Source organism: Marinobacter sp., assembly GCF_041686475.1.
Classification (GTDB): domain Bacteria; phylum Pseudomonadota; class Gammaproteobacteria; order Pseudomonadales; family Oleiphilaceae; genus Marinobacter.
The window spans coordinates 1-19,705 of the sequence record NZ_JAWLDU010000032.1; the positions used below are offsets into that span (position 1 = coordinate 1).

Below are 19,705 nucleotides of genomic sequence, written 5' to 3' on the forward strand. Positions count from 1 at the left end.
CTGGCCAGTGAGGAATATGACAGGGATGGCGATCTCTGGCGTGTTTCCGAGGCGCACAATATCAGCTATTACAGTGAGCCGGTGTTCTGGACTACCATGGAAATGACGTACGATCTCAAGGCGCAACGTTACTATATTGATGGCCTGGACGACGGTTTCCCGGCCTATAACTTCAACCCCGGATTCCGCGGCAACCAGTTCTCGGCTTCAGCTGCCCGCAGGGCGGCGCGTCGCTGACATCAGTTGTGGCCGGGATCGTGAGCCCCCGGCCATTGTCCGGGTCATACAGCAAGACTGGAGATGCAGTTATGTCGGTACCGGAGCAACTGGAAGCAGTGGATACCCTGGTGGAGCATCTGAAAACCGCTCTCGCCGGGAAAAACTGGGAGGAGCTGTCGCGGCTGAATGAGCTGGTCAGGCCAACCATTGAGCCGGTGATGGCGGCACTGGAAGCCGGTGAACTGGATCCTGAACCGGTGCGGCAGCGGCTGGCAACTCTGCAGACCTTCTGTGACCGTGCCAATATTTCGGCAAATGAGGCCAAAGCTGAGGCCCAGAAAGCCCTCAAGGAAGTCAATCAGAACCGCAGCGCTGCCAAAGCCTATCAGAACGTCTCCTCAAATCGTTCCAAATAGCGTCATAAAATTGACTCAGACGCTCTTACAGTCTTAAATACCGCTCACAAATCCCGCAAGAGATTCGTTTGGATGTCGAAGAACAACAGAGTGCTGGTGCTCAGCGAGGACGATTCAAGGAAGCGTGACATTGCCACGATCCTTGAGTTTATTGGCGAGGAAGACGTCATCTTCGGTGAGGCGGCTCGCTCACTGCTTGCCAGTGGCGACCCGGAAACCCTGGACGAGGTTTCCGTTGTGGTCGTCAATGGTGAGGACGATGGCGTGCGCAAGACCGTCTCCGCGGTTTGTGAGGCCGGTGAGGGTGTGCCTGTTCTGATGGTTGGCGATCCGGACCTCAGAGGACTGGCTGACGACCATGTCGGCCGGGTGATAGCCCGCATGGAATGGCCCCTGAATTACACCAAGTTTGTGGACTCTCTTTACCGTGCCCAGATATACCGCGATCAGTTTGCCCGGTCGCGGGAGCGTGGCCAGCAGCGTGGACTTCAGCTTTTTCGCAGTCTTGTCGGTACCAGCCGTAAAGTGCAGTCTGTTCGTCAGCTGATGGAACAGGTGGCCGACAAGGATGTAAGTGTGCTGATTACCGGTGAGTCCGGTACCGGCAAGGAAGTGGTTGCTCGTAACCTGCACTACCATTCTGCCCGGCGGGACAAGCCCTTTGTTCCCGTCAATTGCGGTGCGATCCCTGCGGAATTACTGGAGAGCGAGCTGTTCGGCCACGAGAAGGGTGCGTTTACCGGCGCCATCACTGCCCGGGTCGGGCGGTTCGAGCTTGCTGAGGGGGGCACGCTGTTCCTTGATGAGATCGGCGATATGCCGCTGAACATGCAGGTCAAGATATTGCGGGTCCTGCAAGAGCGCACCTATGAGCGCGTGGGCAGCAACCGCACCCAGTCCGCCGATGTGCGCGTGATTGCGGCGACGCACAAGCACCTGGAAGACATGATCGAAAGCGGCGATTTCCGCGAGGATCTTTACTATCGCCTGAACGTGTTCCCCATCGAGATGCCGGCCCTTCGTGAGCGGGTGGAGGATATCCCCCTGCTGATCAATGAGCTGATTTCCCGGATGGAAAAGGAGAAGCGTGGCTCTTTGCGGTTGAATTCCGCCGCTATTATGAGTCTCTGTCGCCATGACTGGCCCGGCAATGTCCGCGAGCTGGCCAATCTGGTGGAGCGGCTGGCGATCATGCATCCCTATGCGGTTATCGGCGTGCAGGAGCTGCCCAAGAAGTTCCGCTACGTGGACGACTACGATGAAAATCGCCCGGTCGAGGATTCAGGGATGCCCTCCAGTATTCCGGGGCTGGTAGGCCTGGACGCCCCCGCGTTATTACCGGTGAACGGTATTGATCTGAAGGATTATCTCTCCAACCTCGAGAGGCAGCTGATCCAGCAGGCGCTGGATGAGGCCGGGGGTGTAGTGGCCCGGGCAGCAGAGAAGTTGCGGATCCGGCGGACCACTCTGGTGGAGAAGGTGCGCAAGTACGGGCTTCGGGATGAGGAGTCCGAGGACAGCTAAGTGGCGCTCTGCGATTCTGGTTTGAACGGCGTCAAAGGTTTGTAACCTGCGGCGCCGTTGTTGTTTTCGGGTGACGGAAACCCGTCATTGGCCCCTTTCCTGATTTTCCTTCCCTTTGAAATATAAACAGAAATTAAAGTTGGCACAGTGCTGGCTTAGTGTTGCCCAAACGATCCATCCGATTGGTACGGGCCGGGGTTTGGTCCGGTCAGAGGGCGAGTGTATGAGTCAGTTGCATTTTGTTGGTTTGTCGTCGAAGGACTCCTCAGGGGAGTCTCCGGCCAATGCGGCGGCGGATGTCAACGACAAGGTGACGGCGTTGTTCCCGGAGCAGGATGATGAGGCTGTGGGAACGGCGCTGGATCTGTTCAATCAGATGTCGCGGCAGATTACTGATTCCTATCGCACGCTGGAGTCCCGTGTTAACCAGTTGTCCGGTGAGCTGTCCGCGGAGTCGCAGCAGCGTCAGGCAGAGCTGGAGCAGAAGGAGGAGCTGGCAGACCGGCTTTCCACGTTGCTTCATGCGCTTCCAGCCGGGGTGGTGGTTCTCGACAGCCAGGGTGTGGTGACGCAGACGAATCCTGCAGCGATTACACTGTTGGGGGAGCCCCTCGACGGAGAGCGCTGGGTGGATGTGATTCGCCGTTGCTTTGCTCCACGCCGGGACGATGGCCACGAAGTGTCGCTTAAAGACGGCCGCCGCGTGAGTATCGAAATCCGTACCATGGAGAATCAGCCAGGGCAGTTGATCCTGCTGACGGACCTGACCGAGACCCGTCACCTTCAGGCGCAACTGGCCCATGCCCAGCGTCTTTCAGCCATGGGCAAGATGGTGGCTTCGCTGGCTCACCAGATTCGCACGCCGCTCTCTGCCGCCATTCTGTATGGCGGTCACCTGAGCCAGGACGACCTGGACGAGGAGATGCGGCAGCGTTGCGCGTCCCGCCTGATGTCCCGTCTGACTCATCTTGAGCAGCAGGTTCGCGACATGCTGATTTTCGCCCGCGGTGAAACCCGTCTGGCGGAGGAGCTGTCGGCTGCTGCGCTGGTGCAGGCACTGGCATCGGCGCTGGATGGGCTGAAACTGCCTGCCGGTGTTACCGTGGATCTGGACAGCCAGGCAGATGACGAGGCGCTGATGTGCAACCGCGATGCCCTGGTCGGCGCCTGTACCAATCTTGTCAATAACAGCGTGGAAGCCGGTGCAACCAGGGTTACGGTAGCCATCGCTTCCGCCAACGGCGAACTGGTGGTACGGGTAGCCGACAACGGCCCCGGCTTTACTCCAGAACAGGCCGGCCATCTGCTGGAAGCCTTTTATACCACCAAGTCCCATGGCACTGGCCTGGGCCTGGCCGTTGTTCAGGCCGTGGTAAAAGCCCATCAGGGCCGCTTTAACATTGAAGCGCCCTCTGATGGCGGTGCCATTGCAACTATTTCGCTGCCGTTACTACGCTCGCTGTCTGCCAAAAGCCGGCATGCGCAGGCACAAAAGAAGAACTGACCGGAGGCAATCATGGCCAAAGCCCAAATTCTGATCGTTGAGGACGACCACGATCTGCGTGAAGCATTGGTGACAACACTGGAACTGGCAAAGTTCCGTGTGCGGGAAGCCGCCGATGCGGAGCAGGCGCTGGCGCGACTGGCGGAATCACCGGTGGATATGGTGGTCAGTGATGTGAACATGCCCGGTAAATCGGGCCATGAGCTACTGCACGAAGTCCAGCGGCATTACCCCGGTTTGCCGATGATGCTGATTACCGCCTACGGCCAGATCAGTCATGCGGTTTCCGCCATGCAGGCGGGTGCCATTGATTACCTGGTCAAACCGTTTGAGCCGGCAGTGCTGGTGGATGCGGTCAGCAAGGTGGTGGGTGGTGGCCGTCAGAAAAGTGGCGACCAGCCGGTGGCGGAAGACCCCATCAGCAAGCGTATGTTCCAGCTGGCGGCAAAAGTGGCGTCCAGCGACTCAACGGTAATGATTTCCGGTGAGAGTGGTACCGGCAAAGAAGTCCTGGCGCGCTATATTCACCAGCAGTCTCCAAGGTCCGAACAGCCATTCGTGGCCATCAACTGTGCGGCCATTCCAGAGAACATGCTGGAGGCAATCCTGTTCGGTCACGAGAAAGGCGCCTTCACCGGCGCCGTGGCATCGTCGCCGGGTAAATTCGAGCAGGCCAATGGCGGCACCATTCTGCTGGACGAGATCTCGGAAATGGACCTGAGCCTGCAATCGAAACTGCTGCGGGTGTTGCAGGAGCGTGAGGTTGAACGGGTCGGCGGTCGCAAGACCATTTCCCTGGATGTGCGGGTGATTGCCACCACCAACCGGGATCTGGCCGATCACGTTCGCGAAGGCAAATTCCGGGAAGATCTTTATTATCGCCTGACGGTGTTTCCCATGCACTGGCAACCCCTGCGGGAGCGCACCCTCGATATCATGCCGCTGGCCAGCGCCCTTTTGAAAACACACTGCCGCAAGATGAAGCTGACCGGCGTGACTTTTGCGCCCGACGCCAGGAACGCGCTAATGGCGCATCAGTGGCCTGGCAACGTCCGCGAGCTGGACAACGCCATCCAGCGGGCACTGGTATTGCATCAGGGCAACGTGATTCACGCCAGTGATCTGTGCCTGGAGCTGGGTATTACCGGGCGCATGGACAGTGCTTCTGCAGTTGCGCCCACGTCGGCTCCCGATACTGCTTCGGACGTGGTGGTGCAGGAAAGCGATGAAGCTAACGACGCAGCGACCGGGGCGTGCCCTGAAGAGCTTTCGCCAACGTCACTGGGTGACGAGGTCCGGCAGCGTGAGTTCCGGATTATTATCGAGGCGCTGAAAAAGGAACGGGGTCGCCGTAACCGGGCCGCGGAGCAACTCGGGATCAGCCCCCGTACGCTCAGGTACAAGCTGGCCCAGATGCGTGATGCAGGCATCGACCTGGATGCCGAGCTGGCCGCCGCCTGATCCATCCGACAACTCCTTCGTTCGGCACCTTCGGGTGCCGTTTTTTGTGGGCTCGTCAAAAGACCGTCGCCCCCGCAAGCCATGTCTCCAGAAAGTTTATTAACTTAATGAAAAACAGGCAATAAATTATATTGGCCTGCGGTTTGCTTTAACCCCGGAAAGACATATCCAGTTCAGAGGCTTGTCCGCAACAGGGGCGATCCGGGAGAGTGAATCATGGTTCAGCGTGCTGACATCAACAGTGTTCTTTCTGAAATCCGCAATATGCGCTCGCAGATGATGGAGAATCAGCGGGTTGAGCAGGATAACAACATCCGCGGCCGGATAGATGGGCCTTCCCGGGTCCAGGAAACCTCTGAAACCCCGAAGTTCAGCGATATGCTCAGCCAGGCGGTGGGGTCAGTCAATGAGTTACAGAAGTCGTCCAACGACCTTAAGACGGCCTACGACATGGGGGATCCCAACGTGGATATATCCCGTGTCATGATTGCGTCCGAAAAGGCGTCTATTTCCTTCGAGGCTCTCACCCAGGTTCGTAACCGGGTAGTCCAGGCCTATGAAGACATCATGAACATGCCGGTTTGATAGCGGAGCAGACCCATGGCCAGTGTACCTGCCGAAACCTCATCCTCGAATATGCCCGCAGCGCGGGGTGACGATGCCGGCGAAAGCCGTAGCGATCTGATATTCGGGTTCAACCGGCTGAATCTGCTGCGGCAGGTCGGGCTGATGGTAGGGCTCGCAGCCAGTGTTGCACTTGGCGTGGCGGTGGTTCTCTGGGCTCAGGAACCCAATTACCAACCCGTGGTGGGTGATATGTCCGGGTACAACCCCCAGGATGTCACCACCATTCTCGACGCCAACGGCATCGACTACCGCATGGAGCCACGCACGGGCGCACTGCTTGTTCCTTCCGATGAGGTCTATAACGCCCGCCTCAAACTGGCGGCCGAAGGCGTGACAGACGAGAAGACAATGGGGTACGAGCTTCTGGATCAGGATCGCGGCCTGGGTACCTCCCAGTTCATGGAAACCATCAGTTTCCGCCGTGGCCTTGAGGGCGAGCTGGCGCGAACCATCGGTAGCATGCGTACGGTTCGCTCGGCACGGGTCCACCTGGCGATACCGGAGCGCTCGGTATTTGTGCGTGATGCTCGCACGCCAACTGCGTCGGTTTTCCTCGAAGTGATCGCCGGCCGCCGGCTGGAGCAGGAACAGATTGCCTCGATTGTGAATCTGGTCGCGGGCAGCATTCCGGAAATGAGCAAGGACAATGTGACGGTGGTGGACCAGAGTGGCAATCTGCTGACGGGTCGTGAGGAGGCAGGCGAGAGTCGCCAGATGGAGGATCAGTACGACTACACTTCCCGTGTTGAAGACCGGCTCACCCGCAGGGTGGCATCGCTGGTCGGGCCGGTTGTCGGCGATGGCAGGTTCCGCGCCGAAGTCTCGGCCGATCTTGATTTCTCATCGGTGGAGAAGGCAGAGGAACTGTTCAATCCGGAACAGCAGGCTGTGCGCAGTGAACGCCAGATGTCCGAACAGCGCGGTAGCGGCGGTGCAGGTGGCATACCTGGCGCACTGTCGAACCAGCCGCCGGGCCAGGCAACAGTGCCAGAGCAGGCCAATGGTGATGAGGACGGCGAAGCCCAGGCGGCTCCGCCGGTCAATGTCCGCGAAGAATCTACCCGTAATTACGAAATGGATCGCACGGTCAGCTATGTGCGCCAGGAACTGGGAGGGATCAAACGGTTGTCGGTCGCCCTGGCGGTTGATGACATGAAAGTGGTGGACCCCGAGACCGGAGAAGTCAGCTATGAGCCCTGGCCCGAGCAGGAACTCCAGCGCCTGACCATGCTGGTTCGCGATGCTGTGGGCTATTCTGCTGCACGCGGCGACAGTGTTACGGTAATGAATACGGCGTTTGCCGCCGAGGAACAGATGGAATTCGAGGCGCCGGGATTCTGGGAGCAGCCCTGGTTCTGGGACCTGATGAAACAGGTGCTGGCAGGACTGGTGATACTGGTGCTTGTGCTGGGCCTGCTGCGCCCGACCCTGAAAAGCCTCTCCGGTGGTGGCCGCAGTGAGCGCCGGGGCGAATCTGATGATGAGGGCTATAAAGGGCTGGACAACATTGAGGGGGGCGATGCCTTGCGGGAGGCGATGCACTCCCAGGATGATCTGCTTTTGCCCGGCGCAACAGACAGCTATGATAGACAGTTGAATGCACTGAAAGGCCTGATTGCGGAAGACCCCGCGCGGGTCTCCCAGGTGATGCGCCAGTGGGTGAATGTTGATGACTGATGAGAACAACCGCCAGCCAGAGGCGCCGCAAAAGCCCCAGCGGAAGATTCCGCGGGTGGAGCAGGCTGCCATCCTGCTGATGTCGCTTGGCGAGAACGACGCCGCTGAAGTGCTCAAGCACATGGGCCCGAAAGAAGTGCAGCGGGTCGGCGTGGCCATGGCCCAGATGAAGGACGTCAGCAAAGACGACGTGACCTACGTGCTTAACCAGTTTGTGGAGGCCGTGGGCGGCCAGACCGGCCTTGGCGTTGGCAATGACGACTACATCCGCACCATGCTGACCCAGGCCCTGGGTGACGACAAGGCCTCCAGCCTGATCGACCGGATTCTGATCGGCGGCAATACCACGGGCCTGGATACCCTGAAGTGGATGGAACCCCGCGCCGTGGGTGACATCATCCGATACGAGCACCCGCAGATTCAGGCCATCGTTATTTCCTACCTCGACCCGGACCAGGCCGCCGAAATTCTGGGCACCCTGGACGACAAGGTGCGCCTGGACGTGATGATGCGGGTGGCATCCCTGGAAAGCATCCAGCCCCAGGCGCTGCAGGAACTCAACGACATTCTCGAGAAGCAGTTCTCCGGCGGCTCCGCGGCCCAGACCAGCCGCATTGGCGGGGTCAAGCGCGCGGCCGACATCATGAACTTCATGGACCGCAGCATCGAGGGTGGCCTGATGGATTCCATCAAGGACATGGATCCGGACCTGGCCTCCACCATCGAGGACCTGATGTTCGTGTTCGATAACCTGAAAGACATTGAAGACCGTGGCATCCAGGCCCTGCTGCGGGAAGTGTCCTCCGAGGTGCTGGTGGTTGCCCTCAAGGGCGCTGACGATGGCGTTCAGGAAAAGATCTTCAAGAACATGTCCAAGCGGGCCGCCGAACTGCTGCAGGACGACCTGGAGGCCAAGGGGCCGGTGCGGGTCAGCGAAGTGGAATCGGCCCAGAAAGACATTATCACCATCGCCCGCCGTATGGCTGAAGCCGGTGAAATTACCCTAGGCGGTGCTGGCGAAGAAATGATGTGATGAAAGATCCCCGCCGTAACCTCGACCGCATCCCCAAGGAAAACCTCACCGCCTATGAGCGCTGGGAACTTCCCCTGCTGGATGCCCGCGGCAATGAAGTGGCCCGGGAGGAGGAGCGGGAGGTAAAACCACTGACCGCCTCCGATATTGACGAAATCCGCCAGGCGGCCCGTGAAGACGGCCATAGTGAGGGCCGGGATGCGGGCTATCAGGCGGGTTTCAATGAGGGTCTGGAGAAGGGCCGTCAGGAGGGGTATGAAGCCGGCCTTGCCGAGGGCCGCGAAAAAGGGGCTGAACAGGGCCTGACGGAAACCCGTAAGCAGGTGGATGCCAAGCTGGACCGGCTGGAGCATCTGCTGGGTGAACTGCTGATTCCCATCCAGCGCCACGAGGATGAGGTGGAAACCGCACTGGTCAATCTGACCACGGTTCTGGCCCGCGCGGTTGTGTTCCGGGAGCTGTCACTGGATTCGTCCCACATCGCCGAGGTGGTCCGGCGTGCCATGGCCTCGCTGCCGTCCACTGTCGAAAATGTGCGCATACATATTCATCCCGATGACTATCAATGGGTCAGCGAGGTTGCCGGAAAGTTTGAAGCGGCTACGTCTATTGTCGAGGATGCCTCGGTACTGCGGGGCGGCTGCAAGCTGGAAACCCGCCACAGCCTGGTGGACTTCACCGTCGAAAAGCGTTTCCAGAAAGCCGTTCAGGGCATGTTGGACCGGCAATTGGACAGCGATAAAGCCGCTGAGGGTGAGGAACTTGATGCCATGATGAGCGATCTCACTGACTTCCAGCACGGCGTGCTTGATTCCGACGGGGACAAGGCGGACGGAGGGAGTAATGACAGCACATCTGGCTGAACGCCTGGCAAGACTGCAGGAATGTTTTACCGAAGAGCCCCAGCCGGAGCTTTCCGGCCGCCTGACGCGGATGGTCGGCCTGACGCTGGAATGCGTGGGTTGCCCCATGGTAGTGGGCGACCGCTGCGTGATTACCGGCCAGGGTGCCGGTACCGTGGAAGCAGAGGTGGTGGGCTTCGAGGACGATCGTGTCTATCTGATGCCGCTGACCGCGATCGAGGGGCTGCGCCCCGGCGCCCGGGTGGTGCCGTTATCGGTGGCCAGCCGGGTACCGGTAGGGCCGGAATTGCTGGGGCGCGTGGTGAACGGTAATGGTGAGCCGCTGGACGGCAAGGGGCCACTGCAGGCAGAAGCCCGGGTGTCCCTCAGTGGCGATATCATTAACCCCCTGGACCGGGCGCCGGTGCGCCAGTCCATGGATGTGGGTATTCGTGCCATCAATGCCCTGATGACGGTGGGTCAGGGGCAGCGGCTGGGCCTGTTTGCCGGCAGTGGTGTCGGTAAAAGTGTGTTGTTGGGAATGATGACCCGCTTTACCGATGCGGATATAACCGTGGTCGGGCTGATTGGCGAGCGGGGCCGCGAAGTAAAGGAATTTATTGAGGATATCCTGGGTGACGAGGGGCTCGACCGCTCCGTGGTTGTGGCGTCCCCCGCCGATGATTCGCCGCTGATGCGACTACGCGCTGCCATGCTGACCACCCGTATCGCAGAGTATTACCGGGACCAGGGCAAGCGGGTGCTGTTACTGATGGATTCCCTGACCCGTTATGCCCAGGCCCAGCGGGAAATAGCCCTGGCGGTGGGCGAGCCACCAGCCACCAAGGGATATCCGCCATCGGTATTCGCCAAGCTGCCGCAACTGGTGGAAAGAACCGGCAACGGTCGCCCTGGCGGCGGCTCCATAACCGCGTTCTATACCGTGCTGACTGAAGGCGATGACCAGCAGGACCCCATTGCCGATGCCGCCCGTGCCATTCTGGACGGCCATATTGTGCTGTCCCGGCGTCTGGCGGAAGAGGGACACTATCCCGCCATCGATGTGGAGGCGTCCATCAGCCGTGTCATGCCCCAGGTGACAGAATCTGAACACTTCGCCCGGGCGCAGCGTTTCAAGCAGGTTTACTCCCGCTACCAGCAGGCACGGGACCTGATCAGCGTTGGCGCCTACGTGAAAGGATCGGATCCGGAGACCGATTTTGCCATCGCACACATCGGCAATATGGGGCAGTTCCTGCAACAGGGTTTGAATGAAAGTGCTCCCCTGCAGGACAGCATCAAGCAACTGCTGGCGGTGGTGCCGGAAAGACGCTCCCCCGACCGGGCCAGAACCCCGCCTTCCGTTTCCGGAGGGAATAGCTGATGTTGCGGTCACAGCGTCTGGCTGTGGTGCTGGCTCTCGAGGAGCGCAAGGAAAAGGCCGCCCTGGAGAAAATGGCCGAGGCCCAGCAGCATCACGAAGCCCAGCGCCAACAGATTGAAAACCTGGAGCGCTATCAGTCCGAGTACCGGGAACAGATTCGCAGCAGCCAGAAAGGGGTGGTGTCGGTTGCCAGGCTCCAGGGCTGGCAGGCATTCATTGCCCAACTGGATCAGGTGATTGCCCAGCAGCAGAAACTGCTGGTGAAAGCAGAAGACCGACTCAGGGCCTGCCGCGAAGAGTGGCAGCGGGCCTGGGAAAAACGGCGGGGGATGGAGAAATACATTGAAACCTGCCGCAGGCAGGAACAGCGTGAGCAGGACCTGAGGGACCAGAAACAGATGGATGAGGCCGCCGGGCGGATTCTTGCACGGCGACGCTGAAAGCGTGGCTGAAATAGGTAACACGGATGCAATTTCAGCATGGTGAGCTATCCTGTACGTCAGGATGCCACCAAGGCTCACGCTGTTCCCTGTTACCACGCTCGTACTTTATGGAGGCTCCGGAATGCCAATTCAGACGCATCGAAGTGAGGACGGTCAGACCCTGACCATAAAAATTGAAGGGCGCTTTGATTTCAGTACCCATCAGGCCTTTCGTGATGCCTATGAACATGGCGACGAAAACGTGACTTCCTTTGTGGTGGACCTGTCCGACACCACCTATCTCGACAGTTCGGCCCTTGGCATGTTGCTGTTGCTGAGAGACTACGCCGGCGGCGACAGCGCGAAAATTCGCATCGAGAACTGCAACAGTGACGTACGCCGTATTCTGTCCATCTCCAATTTTGAACAGTTGTTTGCGATTCGCTGAATCATGACATCGTAGGGTCGCGGAGGTTTGTTGTGGATGATTCTCTCTCAGACAACCGGCCGCTGAGAATACTGATTGCCGACGACAGCGACAGTGATCGTCTGATTCTGAAAACCCTTCTACGCCGCCTCGACCATGAGGTTGCTGACGCCAGAAACGGTCAGGACGCCGTTGATATTTTCCGTGAGTCCGGTGCGGATATTGTACTACTGGACGTATTGATGCCGGTTATGGACGGGATGGAAGCCGCCCATCAAATCAAGGCGCTGGCCGGCGAGCGGCTGGTTCCGCTGATCTTTCTGACGTCCCTGTCTGATGCTGACGCGCTGGCCCGCTGTCTCGAGGCCGGCGGCGACGATTTTCTGACGAAGCCGTACAACCGCATCATCATCGAAGCCAAGATCAACGCGTTCAACCGCATGCGGCTTATGCACCAGACCCTGAGCCACCATCGGGATCTGATCAACGACCGCAATCGTCATCTCCTGGAAGAGCAGGAAATCGCCAAGCGTGTGTTCGACAATGTCGCCCACACCGGTTGTCTGGATGCACCGAACATCCGCTATCACGCCTCCCCCATGTCGATATTCAACGGCGACGTCCTGTTTGCCTGTCCGCGCCCGGCGGGAGGCATGCAGATACTGGTAGGCGACTTTACCGGCCATGGCCTGCCGGCAGCAATCGGGGCCATGCCAGTGGCCGAGATTTTCTACGGCATGACCAGCAAGGGCTTCAGTGGCAGTGACGTGTTGCGTGAGATCAACCAGAAGCTCGGGCGGATACTGCCTACCGGAATGTTCTGTTGCGCGGCATTGATACAGGCTGACTTTCACCTGAATCAGTTGCAGATATGGAACGGAGGGCTGCCGGATGGCGTCCTTCTTAGAACAAGCGGAGAGCAGGAGACGATTACCTCCCGGCATCTGCCCCTGGGAGTGCTCGCTGCCGCGCGTTTTGATGCTGGAATGGAAGTGGTACGCACGGAGCCGGGAGATACCCTGCTGATGATGACCGATGGCGTGATGGAAGCGGAGAATCGCCATGGTGAGATGTATGGTGAAGAGCGCCTGAAACGCTCGCTGAATGATACTGGTAATGCCGGTTCGCCATTCGAAGCGGTAATGGCAGGAATTCATGCGTTCACGGGCAAGCAGCCGGAACAGGATGATGTGACGTTACTGTCGCTGGAGATGGTGGAGGAGGCCGAGTTGGCCGGGGTGTCAGAGCGTTTGCCCCAGTCCGCCCTGGAAGGCCCGGCGGAGTGGCACTGTGTTTACGAAATCCAGGATCGCTCCCTGGGGCAGTTCAGTCCGCTGCCGTTGTTGCTTCATATCTGTATGGAAGTGCCGGGGTTGCGGCGTAAAAGTGGTGAGATCTATACGCTGTTATCAGAGCTGTATACCAATGCCCTGGAGCACGGTGTTCTGGGCCTGTCTTCTGACTGGAAGGCAACGCCGGATGGTTTTGGCCGTTACTATGCGGAGCGGGAACGGCGCTTGCAGTCGGTCTCGGGTCACTTTATCCGTTTTAGCTTGACGCATACCATGACTGCGAGGGGAGGGCAACTGGCCATTGTATGTGAAGACAGTGGCAGCGGATTTGATTACCGTGATCTTTCCGCAGTGGGCGACGAGAACGGTTATTCCGGGCGGGGGCTGATGCTTCTGCGGAAGCTGGGGCATTCCCTCAACTTCCGGGAATATGGCACCCGGGCGGAAATTGTATATGATTGGCAATTTTCCGAGGTTGCTGCCCGTGAGGGCAGTACCAACACATAAACAGGGGGTTGGTCATGACGGACAAGCCACACCTTGATCAGGAAGCGCTGGCCGAGTTGCAGGATGTGATGGAAGACGAATTCGATATCCTGATCAACACCTACATCAAGGATTCCTCGGATCGTATCGCTCACCTGCGTTCGGCATTGGATCAGGATGACGCGGACAGGTTTTCCAAATCCGCACACAGCTTCAAGGGCAGCTGCATCAACATTGGCGCGCCCAGACTGGGGGAACTGTGTTCTGAAGCCGAAAAGGCCGGGCGTGAAAACCGCCTGGTCGAAGCTGGCGCCATGGTCGATGCAATCGAGGACGAGTTCCGCCAGGTAGAACAGACTCTTCGGGGTTTTCTGGAATAACACCGCACGATGGCACTGCTTTTGCTAGTTTTTGCTTAATAGTCCGGTAACGCAGACAGATGCATTCCGATCAGCAAAAAGCGGCAAGAGGTTGCCATGTCCCAGATGGTTCTTCCCCAGACAGCCCCGCAGGGGCCGAAGTCCGATAATGGCGCAAAGCCTGCGTCTGGCGGTCGTGAGAAAAGCGGTGACAGTGAATTTGATTCTGTCTCCCGCACCGAGCAGCAGCGGCTCGACCAGAAACAGGCAGAAAAACGGGACCAGGCGCGCACCGACGAATCTGCCCGCAATGAACAGGCACGTCAGGACACAAACAGCGACAGGGGCCCGGATGACCGCAAGGAAACGTCTGCCGCGAGGGAGTCGACCAACGAGGGCAACCGCAGCAAGGCGGAAGACATTGAGGCAACAGTAGCGGCAGAGGCGGCCTCTCAGGCTGAAGAGGTTGCGCCTGAGGAAGCGATTCCCCTGACGTTTGCAGGGCTTCAGGGTTTGTTGATGCCAGCTGAGGGTAAAGCCGGGCCTGTAGCCGCTGGCAAAAACAGCGGCCAGACGGGCATTAACGGCACGATGCCCGGGGTACAGGCATTTGCCGGAATCATGTCAGGTCTGCCGGGTGCCGGCATCGGCAAACCGGGACAGGGTAACGGGCAGGGTGCGGGGGCAGGTGTCGGCCTGGCGCTCACCGAAGCACTGATGTCCGGTGTTGCCGCCGACGCCACCCGTACCCAGGAAACGCCGTCTGTTCAGGGCGCCATGCGCTTCCAGGCCGCGGCAGAGCTGGCCAGTCAACAGGTGGCCAATCCCAACAGTGCAAAACTGCCGGCCGAGGCAGCCGCGTTGCGGGGATACACCACATCCATTGATGTACCGGTCAATCATGCGGAGTGGGGCGACAAGCTGGTTGGCAAGCTGACCTGGCTGACCGCCCGCAACATGTCCGTGGCTGAAATTCACCTGACGCCACCGGATATGGGTCCGATGGAAGTGCGTGTTCAGGTGCAGCAGGAACAGGCCAACATAACCGTGCATTCAGCCAACCCGGCCGTCCGGGATCAGCTGGAACTTCACAGTCATCGCCTCAGGGACATGCTGAGCGAGCAGGGGCTCTCCCTTGAGCAGTTCGATGTCTCGGATTCGCCACAGCAGCAGGCCGGAGAAGAGGGTTCCGGTGAGCGCGGTGGACAGGGCAGAGGCCTGGCCGACGCTGGTCCGGAAGATCAGGAGTGGTCCCCCGAGTCCCTCGACCTGTCCTGGAAAGGCGAAGTTGATGTTTTCGCCTGAACGGATTTACTCGCCCCGGTAATTCTTCTTTTGCCCATCCTCCGTCGCGACGCTAAACTGCTGTCCTGATAAGGAGGATAGGGCTTTCTGGCCCGTCCTTTGCTTATACCTTCATATAACCTGTCCGTTTGACGGATTTCTGGCAGAAGCATGTTATGGCTGAAGACAATGCGCCCAGCGCGGCGCCGGCAAAGAAAGGCAAACTGAAGCTTATTATAATGCTGGTGCTGGTAGTGATTCTTGCTATCGGGCTATCCGTGGTCGGAACCATGTGGTTCCTGGGGGGCGGTATTCCCGGTATCACGGATGGTGACGAAGAAGTGGCTACGGAAGAGACCGAAGTCTTCGTCCCTAGTACCTATACCGTGTTGGAAAAGGCGCTGGTAACAACCTTGCAGGCCGAGGGGCGACAGCGTTACGCGCAGGTTTATCTTGCGTTCGAAGCAAATAACCCCGAGGCACTGGACGCTGCCAGCAAACATATGCCGCTATTGCGGAGTCAACTGATCAGTGTTCTGGGCGACCGGGGCTTTGAGGAGTTGCAGACACCGGAAGGCCGGCAGGCCCTGGCCGATGATATGCTGGAGGTTGTCAACAGTACTCTCGACCAGGAAGGGGAACCGCCCTTGCTGCGGGTGCTATTCCGGAACTTCGTCGTCCAGTAGATAGCGTAAAAGCGCCCGGGCAGGGCGGATACAGGGGCAGAGAAACGTATGCAGGACTTACTGTCACAGGATGAAATCGATGCGCTCCTCCACGGTGTGGATGACGGCGATATCGACACCTATGAAGAGACCGACGAAAGCGGCATCAAGTCCTACGATCTTGCCAGCCAGGACCGCATCGTTCGTGGCCGGATGCCGACGCTTGAAATGATCAACGAGCGTTTTGCCCGCTACACCCGCATCAGCCTTTTCAACCTGCTACGCCGCAACGCCGATGTGTCCACCGGTGGCGTTCAGATCATGAAATTCGGCGAATACATCCACACTCTTTACGTACCCACCAGTCTGAACCTGTGCAAGGTTCGCCCGCTTCGCGGTACTTCCCTGTTTGTGCTGGATGCCAAGCTGGTCTTCAAACTGGTGGACAATTTCTTCGGTGGCGAGGGCCGCCACGCCAAGATTGAAGGCCGCGAATTCACCCCGACGGAAACCCGCATCGTGCAGATGGTGCTTGACCAGGTGTTTCACGACATGCGGGAAGCCTGGCACGCCGTGCTGAAAGTGGATTTCGAGTACCTCAGCTCCGAGGTGAACCCGGCCATGGCCAACATTGTCAGCCCCAGCGAAGTGGTGGTGGTCAGCACCTTCCACATTGAACTGGATGGTGGCGGCGGTGAGCTGCACATGGCGCTGCCGTATTCGATGATTGAGCCCATCCGGGATGTACTGGACGCCGGTGTCCAGAGTGATATTGACGATGTGGACGAGCGCTGGGTCAGCGCCCTTCAGGAAGACATCAAGGAAGTGAACGTTCCCATCAATACGACCGTGTGCCGGCGCCGCATTTCGCTGCGGGACATCGCCAAGCTGAAAGAGGGCGACATTATTCCGGTGGAAATCCCTGAATTACTGACCCTGACGGCTAACGGCATACCCATTTACAAAGCCACGATGGGTACCAGGGATGGCAAGCTGGCGCTGAGAATTCATGAGCGGGCAACCGTGCCCAAGGTGAAAAAGCAACTGAAGGTGGGAAGCAACAATGGCCGATGATGACAAGAAAGATGAGCAGGAGCTCAGCGAAGACGAGAAGCTTGCTGCCGAGTGGGAATCCGCCATGGAAGAATCTGGCGATTCCGACGAAGACAGCCGGGAAGATGAGTGGGCGGCCGCCATGGCGGAAGCAGGCGAAACCGGTGATGGGGACGGGGCTGCCGAAAACAACAAAGACAATGTTCGTGCCGCGCCCATGGAAGAGTTTCCGGAAGGATCGAATTTCAGCCAGGGTGCCGGGCCGGCGCCGGATCTGGACGTTATTCTCGATATCCCCGTCACAATTTCCATGGAGGTAGGCAACACCCAGGTCCCGATTCGCAACCTGCTTCAGCTGAACCAGGGCTCGGTGATCGAGCTGGACCGCCTGGCGGGCGAACCGCTGGACGTGCTGGTTAATGGGACCCTGATTGCTCACGGCGAGGTGGTGATGGTCAACGAAAAGTTCGGCATCCGCCTGACCGACGTGATCAGTCCCGGCGAACGTATCAAGCGGTTGCAGAAGTAATATGGCGTTGATATCTCGTGCTCTGGTTCGCAGCGGGTTTGCCGGCGCTGTCCTGATGCTGCTGGCACCCGCTCTGTTGATGGCCCAGGAGCAGGAAGCCCCGGCCGGGGAAACGACATCCGCACCCGATACGCTGGTCACCATGCTGACCCTGGGCGCTGGCCTCCTCGCGGTACTCGCCCTTATTTTCGGTTGCGCCTGGATTGTGCGGCGCATGGGCGGAATGACCGGCGGCAATACCCGCGCCATCAAGGTGGTGTCGGTAATGGCCATGGGCACCAGGGAAAGGGTAGCGCTGATCGAAGTGGGCGGAACCCAGATTCTGGTGGGCGTTACCCCCTCTACCATCCGCACATTGCACGTATTCGACGAGCCTGTGGTCAGTTCCGATGATCCCGTATCCGGTGATTTTGCCCGCAAACTCCAGGGCATGATCGGTAAATCCTGGGGCTCCGGATCTTCATCGAAGGACGGTTCCTGACATGTTGGCGCGTGTTCCCGGGCGTGTCCTCGCACTGCTTGGTCTTGTATTTTTCGCCACCTGGGCGCCGGCAGCGTTGGCGGACATTCCCGGCATTCCTGCGTTTACGGTAACGCCGGGCGAAGAAGAGGGCGTCGAGGAATACTCGGTATCGCTGCAGATCCTGGCGCTGATGACCGCGCTGACGTTCCTGCCCGCGATGCTGATGATGATGACCTCGTTTACACGCATCATCGTCGTGTTTGCCATACTTCGCCAGGCCCTGGGCCTGCAGTCCACACCTTCCAACCAGATCCTTCTCGGCCTGACCCTTTTCCTGACTATCTTTATCATGAAGCCGGTGCTGGAAGAGGTTAACGAAGTGGCTCTCCAGCCCTACATGGAGGAGGAACTGACCTCGCTGGAAGCGGTTGAGCAGGCCAGCCAGCCCTTCCGTGATTTCATGATGGCCCAGACCCGGGAAAGCGACCTGGGCCTGTTCATGAGGATTGCGGACGAGCAGTACGACACCCCCGAGGACGTCTCCTTCTGGGTATTGCTGCCGGCATTCGTCACCAGCGAGCTGAAAACCGCCTTTCAGATCGGGTTCATACTGTTCATTCCGTTTCTCATCATCGACATGGTGGTGGCCAGCGTGCTGATGGCCATGGGTATGATGATGCTGTCTCCGATCATCATATCGCTGCCGTTCAAGATCATGCTGTTTGTACTGGTGGATGGCTGGGCCCTGATCATGGGTACCCTTGCTGCCAGTTACGGGATATAGGGGAGAACAACCATGACACCCGAAACCGTCATCGACATCCTCCGCGAAGCCCTGTGGATGATCGTACTGCTGTCAAGCCTGATCATCGGCCCCGGCCTGGTCATTGGCCTGGTGGTCAGTACCTTCCAGGCCGCCACCCAGATCAACGAACAGACCCTGAGCTTCCTGCCGCGCCTGCTGGTCACCCTGATCACCATCATCGTGGCGGGCCCCTGGATGCTCACCCAGCTTATCGACCACGCGGAACGGCTGATCTCCAGCATTCCCTACATAATCGGCTGACCGGGCATGCCCACGGAAATATCAGCCGACCTGATCAACCAGTGGATTGGCCAACACCTGTGGCCACTGTTCCGTCTGGCCAGCTTCATGATGGTAATCCCGTTCGTCGGCACCCAACTGGTCCCGGCCAGAGTCCGCCTCGGGCTGGCCCTGATCATCACCATCCTGGTGGTGCCGATGATCCCCCCGGTCCCGCAGGTGGACGCCTTCAGCGCTGACGGGGTCATCATCACCCTGCAGCAGATCCTGATCGGCGTTGGCATGGGCTTCGCCCTGACCGCGTTATTTCAGCTGTTCGTCGTCGCCGGCCAGATGATCGCCATGCAGATGGGCCTCGGTTTCGCCTCCATGGTCGACCCGGCCAACGGCGTCAACGTACCGGTACTGGCCCAGATCTACACCATCACCATCACCCTGCTGTACCTGGCCATGAACGGCCACCTGGTAGCCTTCGAAGTTTTCATCGAAAGCTTCCGCACCCTACCCATCGGCCTGGAAGGCCTGGGGCAGCGAGGCGTCTGGGAACTGGCCCACCGCATCAGCTGGATGTTCGTCTCCGCACTGCTACTGGCCTTGCCGGCGGTTACCGCCGTATTCATCGTCAACATCTCCTTCGGCGTCATGACCCGCGCCGCCCCCCAGATGAATATTTTCGCCCTTGGCTTCCCGATTGGCCTGATTTTTGGATTATTTGCCATATGGGTGCTGCACGCCAATTTTCTGCCGCACTTCGAGCAGTACACCAGGGAAACATTCGAATTCATGCGAAACCTGCAGGGCCAGCCGTAAAACGATAAACACCAACCGAAACTCCAAAGCCAAACCGAAGAAAAACCCATGGCCGAAGAAAACGACAACAGCCAGGAGAAAACTGAAGAGGCCACCCCCCGAAGGCTCGAAAAAGCCAAGGAGGATGGCCAGACCGCGCGCTCCAAAGAACTGGCCACCATGGCCGTTCTGTTGGCAGGTGCC

At 58.9% G+C, this 19,705-nt stretch carries 23 protein-coding genes; all 23 read left to right on the forward strand.

Features of this window, described 5'->3' with window-relative positions:
* Positions 1-237: DUF1329 domain-containing protein (locus ACESMB_RS09100; RefSeq protein WP_372971377.1), on the forward strand; the 237-nt coding region annotated here is incomplete at its 5' end.
* Between the two features lie 71 nt (positions 238-308).
* Entirely contained in the window at positions 309-635 is a 327-nt protein-coding gene (locus tag ACESMB_RS09105; protein ID WP_372971378.1) for an SOS cell division inhibitor, read from the forward strand.
* A gap of 72 nt (positions 636-707) precedes the next feature.
* Entirely contained in the window at positions 708-2,159 is a 1,452-nt protein-coding gene (locus ACESMB_RS09110; protein WP_372971379.1) for a sigma-54 dependent transcriptional regulator, read from the forward strand.
* Positions 2,160-2,382: 223 nt separating this feature from the next.
* Positions 2,383-3,663, forward strand: a complete 1,281-nt coding sequence (locus tag ACESMB_RS09115; RefSeq protein ID WP_372925057.1) for a sensor histidine kinase — start codon at positions 2,383-2,385, stop codon at positions 3,661-3,663.
* A gap of 12 nt (positions 3,664-3,675) precedes the next feature.
* On the forward strand, positions 3,676-5,124 hold the full coding sequence (locus tag ACESMB_RS09120) for a sigma-54-dependent transcriptional regulator (RefSeq protein WP_372925058.1): 1,449 nt from the start codon (positions 3,676-3,678) through the stop codon (positions 5,122-5,124).
* Positions 5,125-5,340: 216 nt separating this feature from the next.
* Positions 5,341-5,709, forward strand: coding sequence for a flagellar hook-basal body complex protein FliE (gene fliE, locus ACESMB_RS09125; protein ID WP_372925059.1), 369 nt, complete (start codon positions 5,341-5,343; stop codon positions 5,707-5,709).
* 15 nt (positions 5,710-5,724) lie between these two features.
* Positions 5,725-7,428, forward strand: a complete 1,704-nt coding sequence (gene fliF, locus ACESMB_RS09130; RefSeq protein ID WP_372925060.1) for a flagellar basal-body MS-ring/collar protein FliF — start codon at positions 5,725-5,727, stop codon at positions 7,426-7,428.
* Positions 7,421-8,461: a flagellar motor switch protein FliG gene (gene fliG / locus ACESMB_RS09135; RefSeq protein ID WP_372925061.1), complete on the forward strand. Its 1,041-nt coding sequence runs from the start codon at positions 7,421-7,423 to the stop codon at positions 8,459-8,461. The genes fliF and fliG overlap by 8 nt, the downstream gene beginning before the upstream one ends.
* Positions 8,461-9,324, forward strand: coding sequence for a flagellar assembly protein FliH (locus ACESMB_RS09140; RefSeq protein ID WP_372925062.1), 864 nt, complete (start codon positions 8,461-8,463; stop codon positions 9,322-9,324). The genes fliG and ACESMB_RS09140 overlap by 1 nt, the downstream gene beginning before the upstream one ends.
* On the forward strand, positions 9,305-10,687 hold the full coding sequence (fliI, locus tag ACESMB_RS09145) for a flagellar protein export ATPase FliI (protein WP_372925063.1): 1,383 nt from the start codon (positions 9,305-9,307) through the stop codon (positions 10,685-10,687). The genes ACESMB_RS09140 and fliI overlap by 20 nt, the downstream gene beginning before the upstream one ends.
* Complete coding sequence (gene fliJ / locus ACESMB_RS09150) at positions 10,687-11,127, forward strand: flagellar export protein FliJ (RefSeq protein ID WP_372925064.1); 441 nt, start codon at positions 10,687-10,689, stop codon at positions 11,125-11,127. The genes fliI and fliJ overlap by 1 nt, the downstream gene beginning before the upstream one ends.
* Before the next feature lie 124 nt (positions 11,128-11,251).
* Entirely contained in the window at positions 11,252-11,557 is a 306-nt protein-coding gene (locus tag ACESMB_RS09155) for an STAS domain-containing protein (RefSeq protein WP_372925065.1), read from the forward strand.
* A gap of 32 nt (positions 11,558-11,589) precedes the next feature.
* The gene (locus ACESMB_RS09160) at positions 11,590-13,335 is read left to right on the forward strand and encodes a SpoIIE family protein phosphatase (protein ID WP_372971380.1); all 1,746 of its coding nucleotides are present in this window, start codon (positions 11,590-11,592) and stop codon (positions 13,333-13,335) included.
* A 14-nt stretch (positions 13,336-13,349) separates the two neighbouring features.
* Entirely contained in the window at positions 13,350-13,694 is a 345-nt protein-coding gene (locus ACESMB_RS09165) for an Hpt domain-containing protein (RefSeq protein ID WP_372971381.1), read from the forward strand.
* 96 nt (positions 13,695-13,790) lie between these two features.
* The gene (locus tag ACESMB_RS09170; RefSeq protein ID WP_372925068.1) at positions 13,791-14,978 is read left to right on the forward strand and encodes a flagellar hook-length control protein FliK; all 1,188 of its coding nucleotides are present in this window, start codon (positions 13,791-13,793) and stop codon (positions 14,976-14,978) included.
* 155 nt (positions 14,979-15,133) lie between these two features.
* Positions 15,134-15,643, forward strand: a complete 510-nt coding sequence (fliL, locus tag ACESMB_RS09175; protein WP_372925069.1) for a flagellar basal body-associated protein FliL — start codon at positions 15,134-15,136, stop codon at positions 15,641-15,643.
* A 48-nt stretch (positions 15,644-15,691) separates the two neighbouring features.
* Positions 15,692-16,696 carry a flagellar motor switch protein FliM gene (gene fliM / locus ACESMB_RS09180; RefSeq protein WP_372925070.1) on the forward strand — a complete coding sequence of 335 codons (1,005 nt, stop codon included), beginning with the start codon at positions 15,692-15,694 and terminating at the stop codon, positions 16,694-16,696.
* Complete coding sequence (fliN, locus tag ACESMB_RS09185) at positions 16,686-17,204, forward strand: flagellar motor switch protein FliN (RefSeq protein WP_372925071.1); 519 nt, start codon at positions 16,686-16,688, stop codon at positions 17,202-17,204. The genes fliM and fliN overlap by 11 nt, the downstream gene beginning before the upstream one ends.
* A gap of 1 nt (position 17,205) precedes the next feature.
* Positions 17,206-17,685 carry a flagellar biosynthetic protein FliO gene (gene fliO, locus ACESMB_RS09190; RefSeq protein ID WP_372971382.1) on the forward strand — a complete coding sequence of 160 codons (480 nt, stop codon included), beginning with the start codon at positions 17,206-17,208 and terminating at the stop codon, positions 17,683-17,685.
* A 1-nt stretch (position 17,686) separates the two neighbouring features.
* The gene (gene fliP / locus ACESMB_RS09195; protein WP_372925073.1) at positions 17,687-18,451 is read left to right on the forward strand and encodes a flagellar type III secretion system pore protein FliP; all 765 of its coding nucleotides are present in this window, start codon (positions 17,687-17,689) and stop codon (positions 18,449-18,451) included.
* Positions 18,452-18,463: 12 nt separating this feature from the next.
* A complete protein-coding gene (gene fliQ, locus ACESMB_RS09200; RefSeq protein ID WP_372925074.1) occupies positions 18,464-18,733 on the forward strand; it encodes a flagellar biosynthesis protein FliQ in 270 nt (89 codons plus the stop codon).
* 6 nt (positions 18,734-18,739) lie between these two features.
* Positions 18,740-19,522, forward strand: a complete 783-nt coding sequence (fliR, locus tag ACESMB_RS09205) for a flagellar biosynthetic protein FliR (RefSeq protein WP_372925075.1) — start codon at positions 18,740-18,742, stop codon at positions 19,520-19,522.
* Positions 19,523-19,570: 48 nt separating this feature from the next.
* On the forward strand, positions 19,571-19,705 hold a 135-nt coding region (locus tag ACESMB_RS09210; protein ID WP_372971388.1), incomplete at its 3' end, for an EscU/YscU/HrcU family type III secretion system export apparatus switch protein.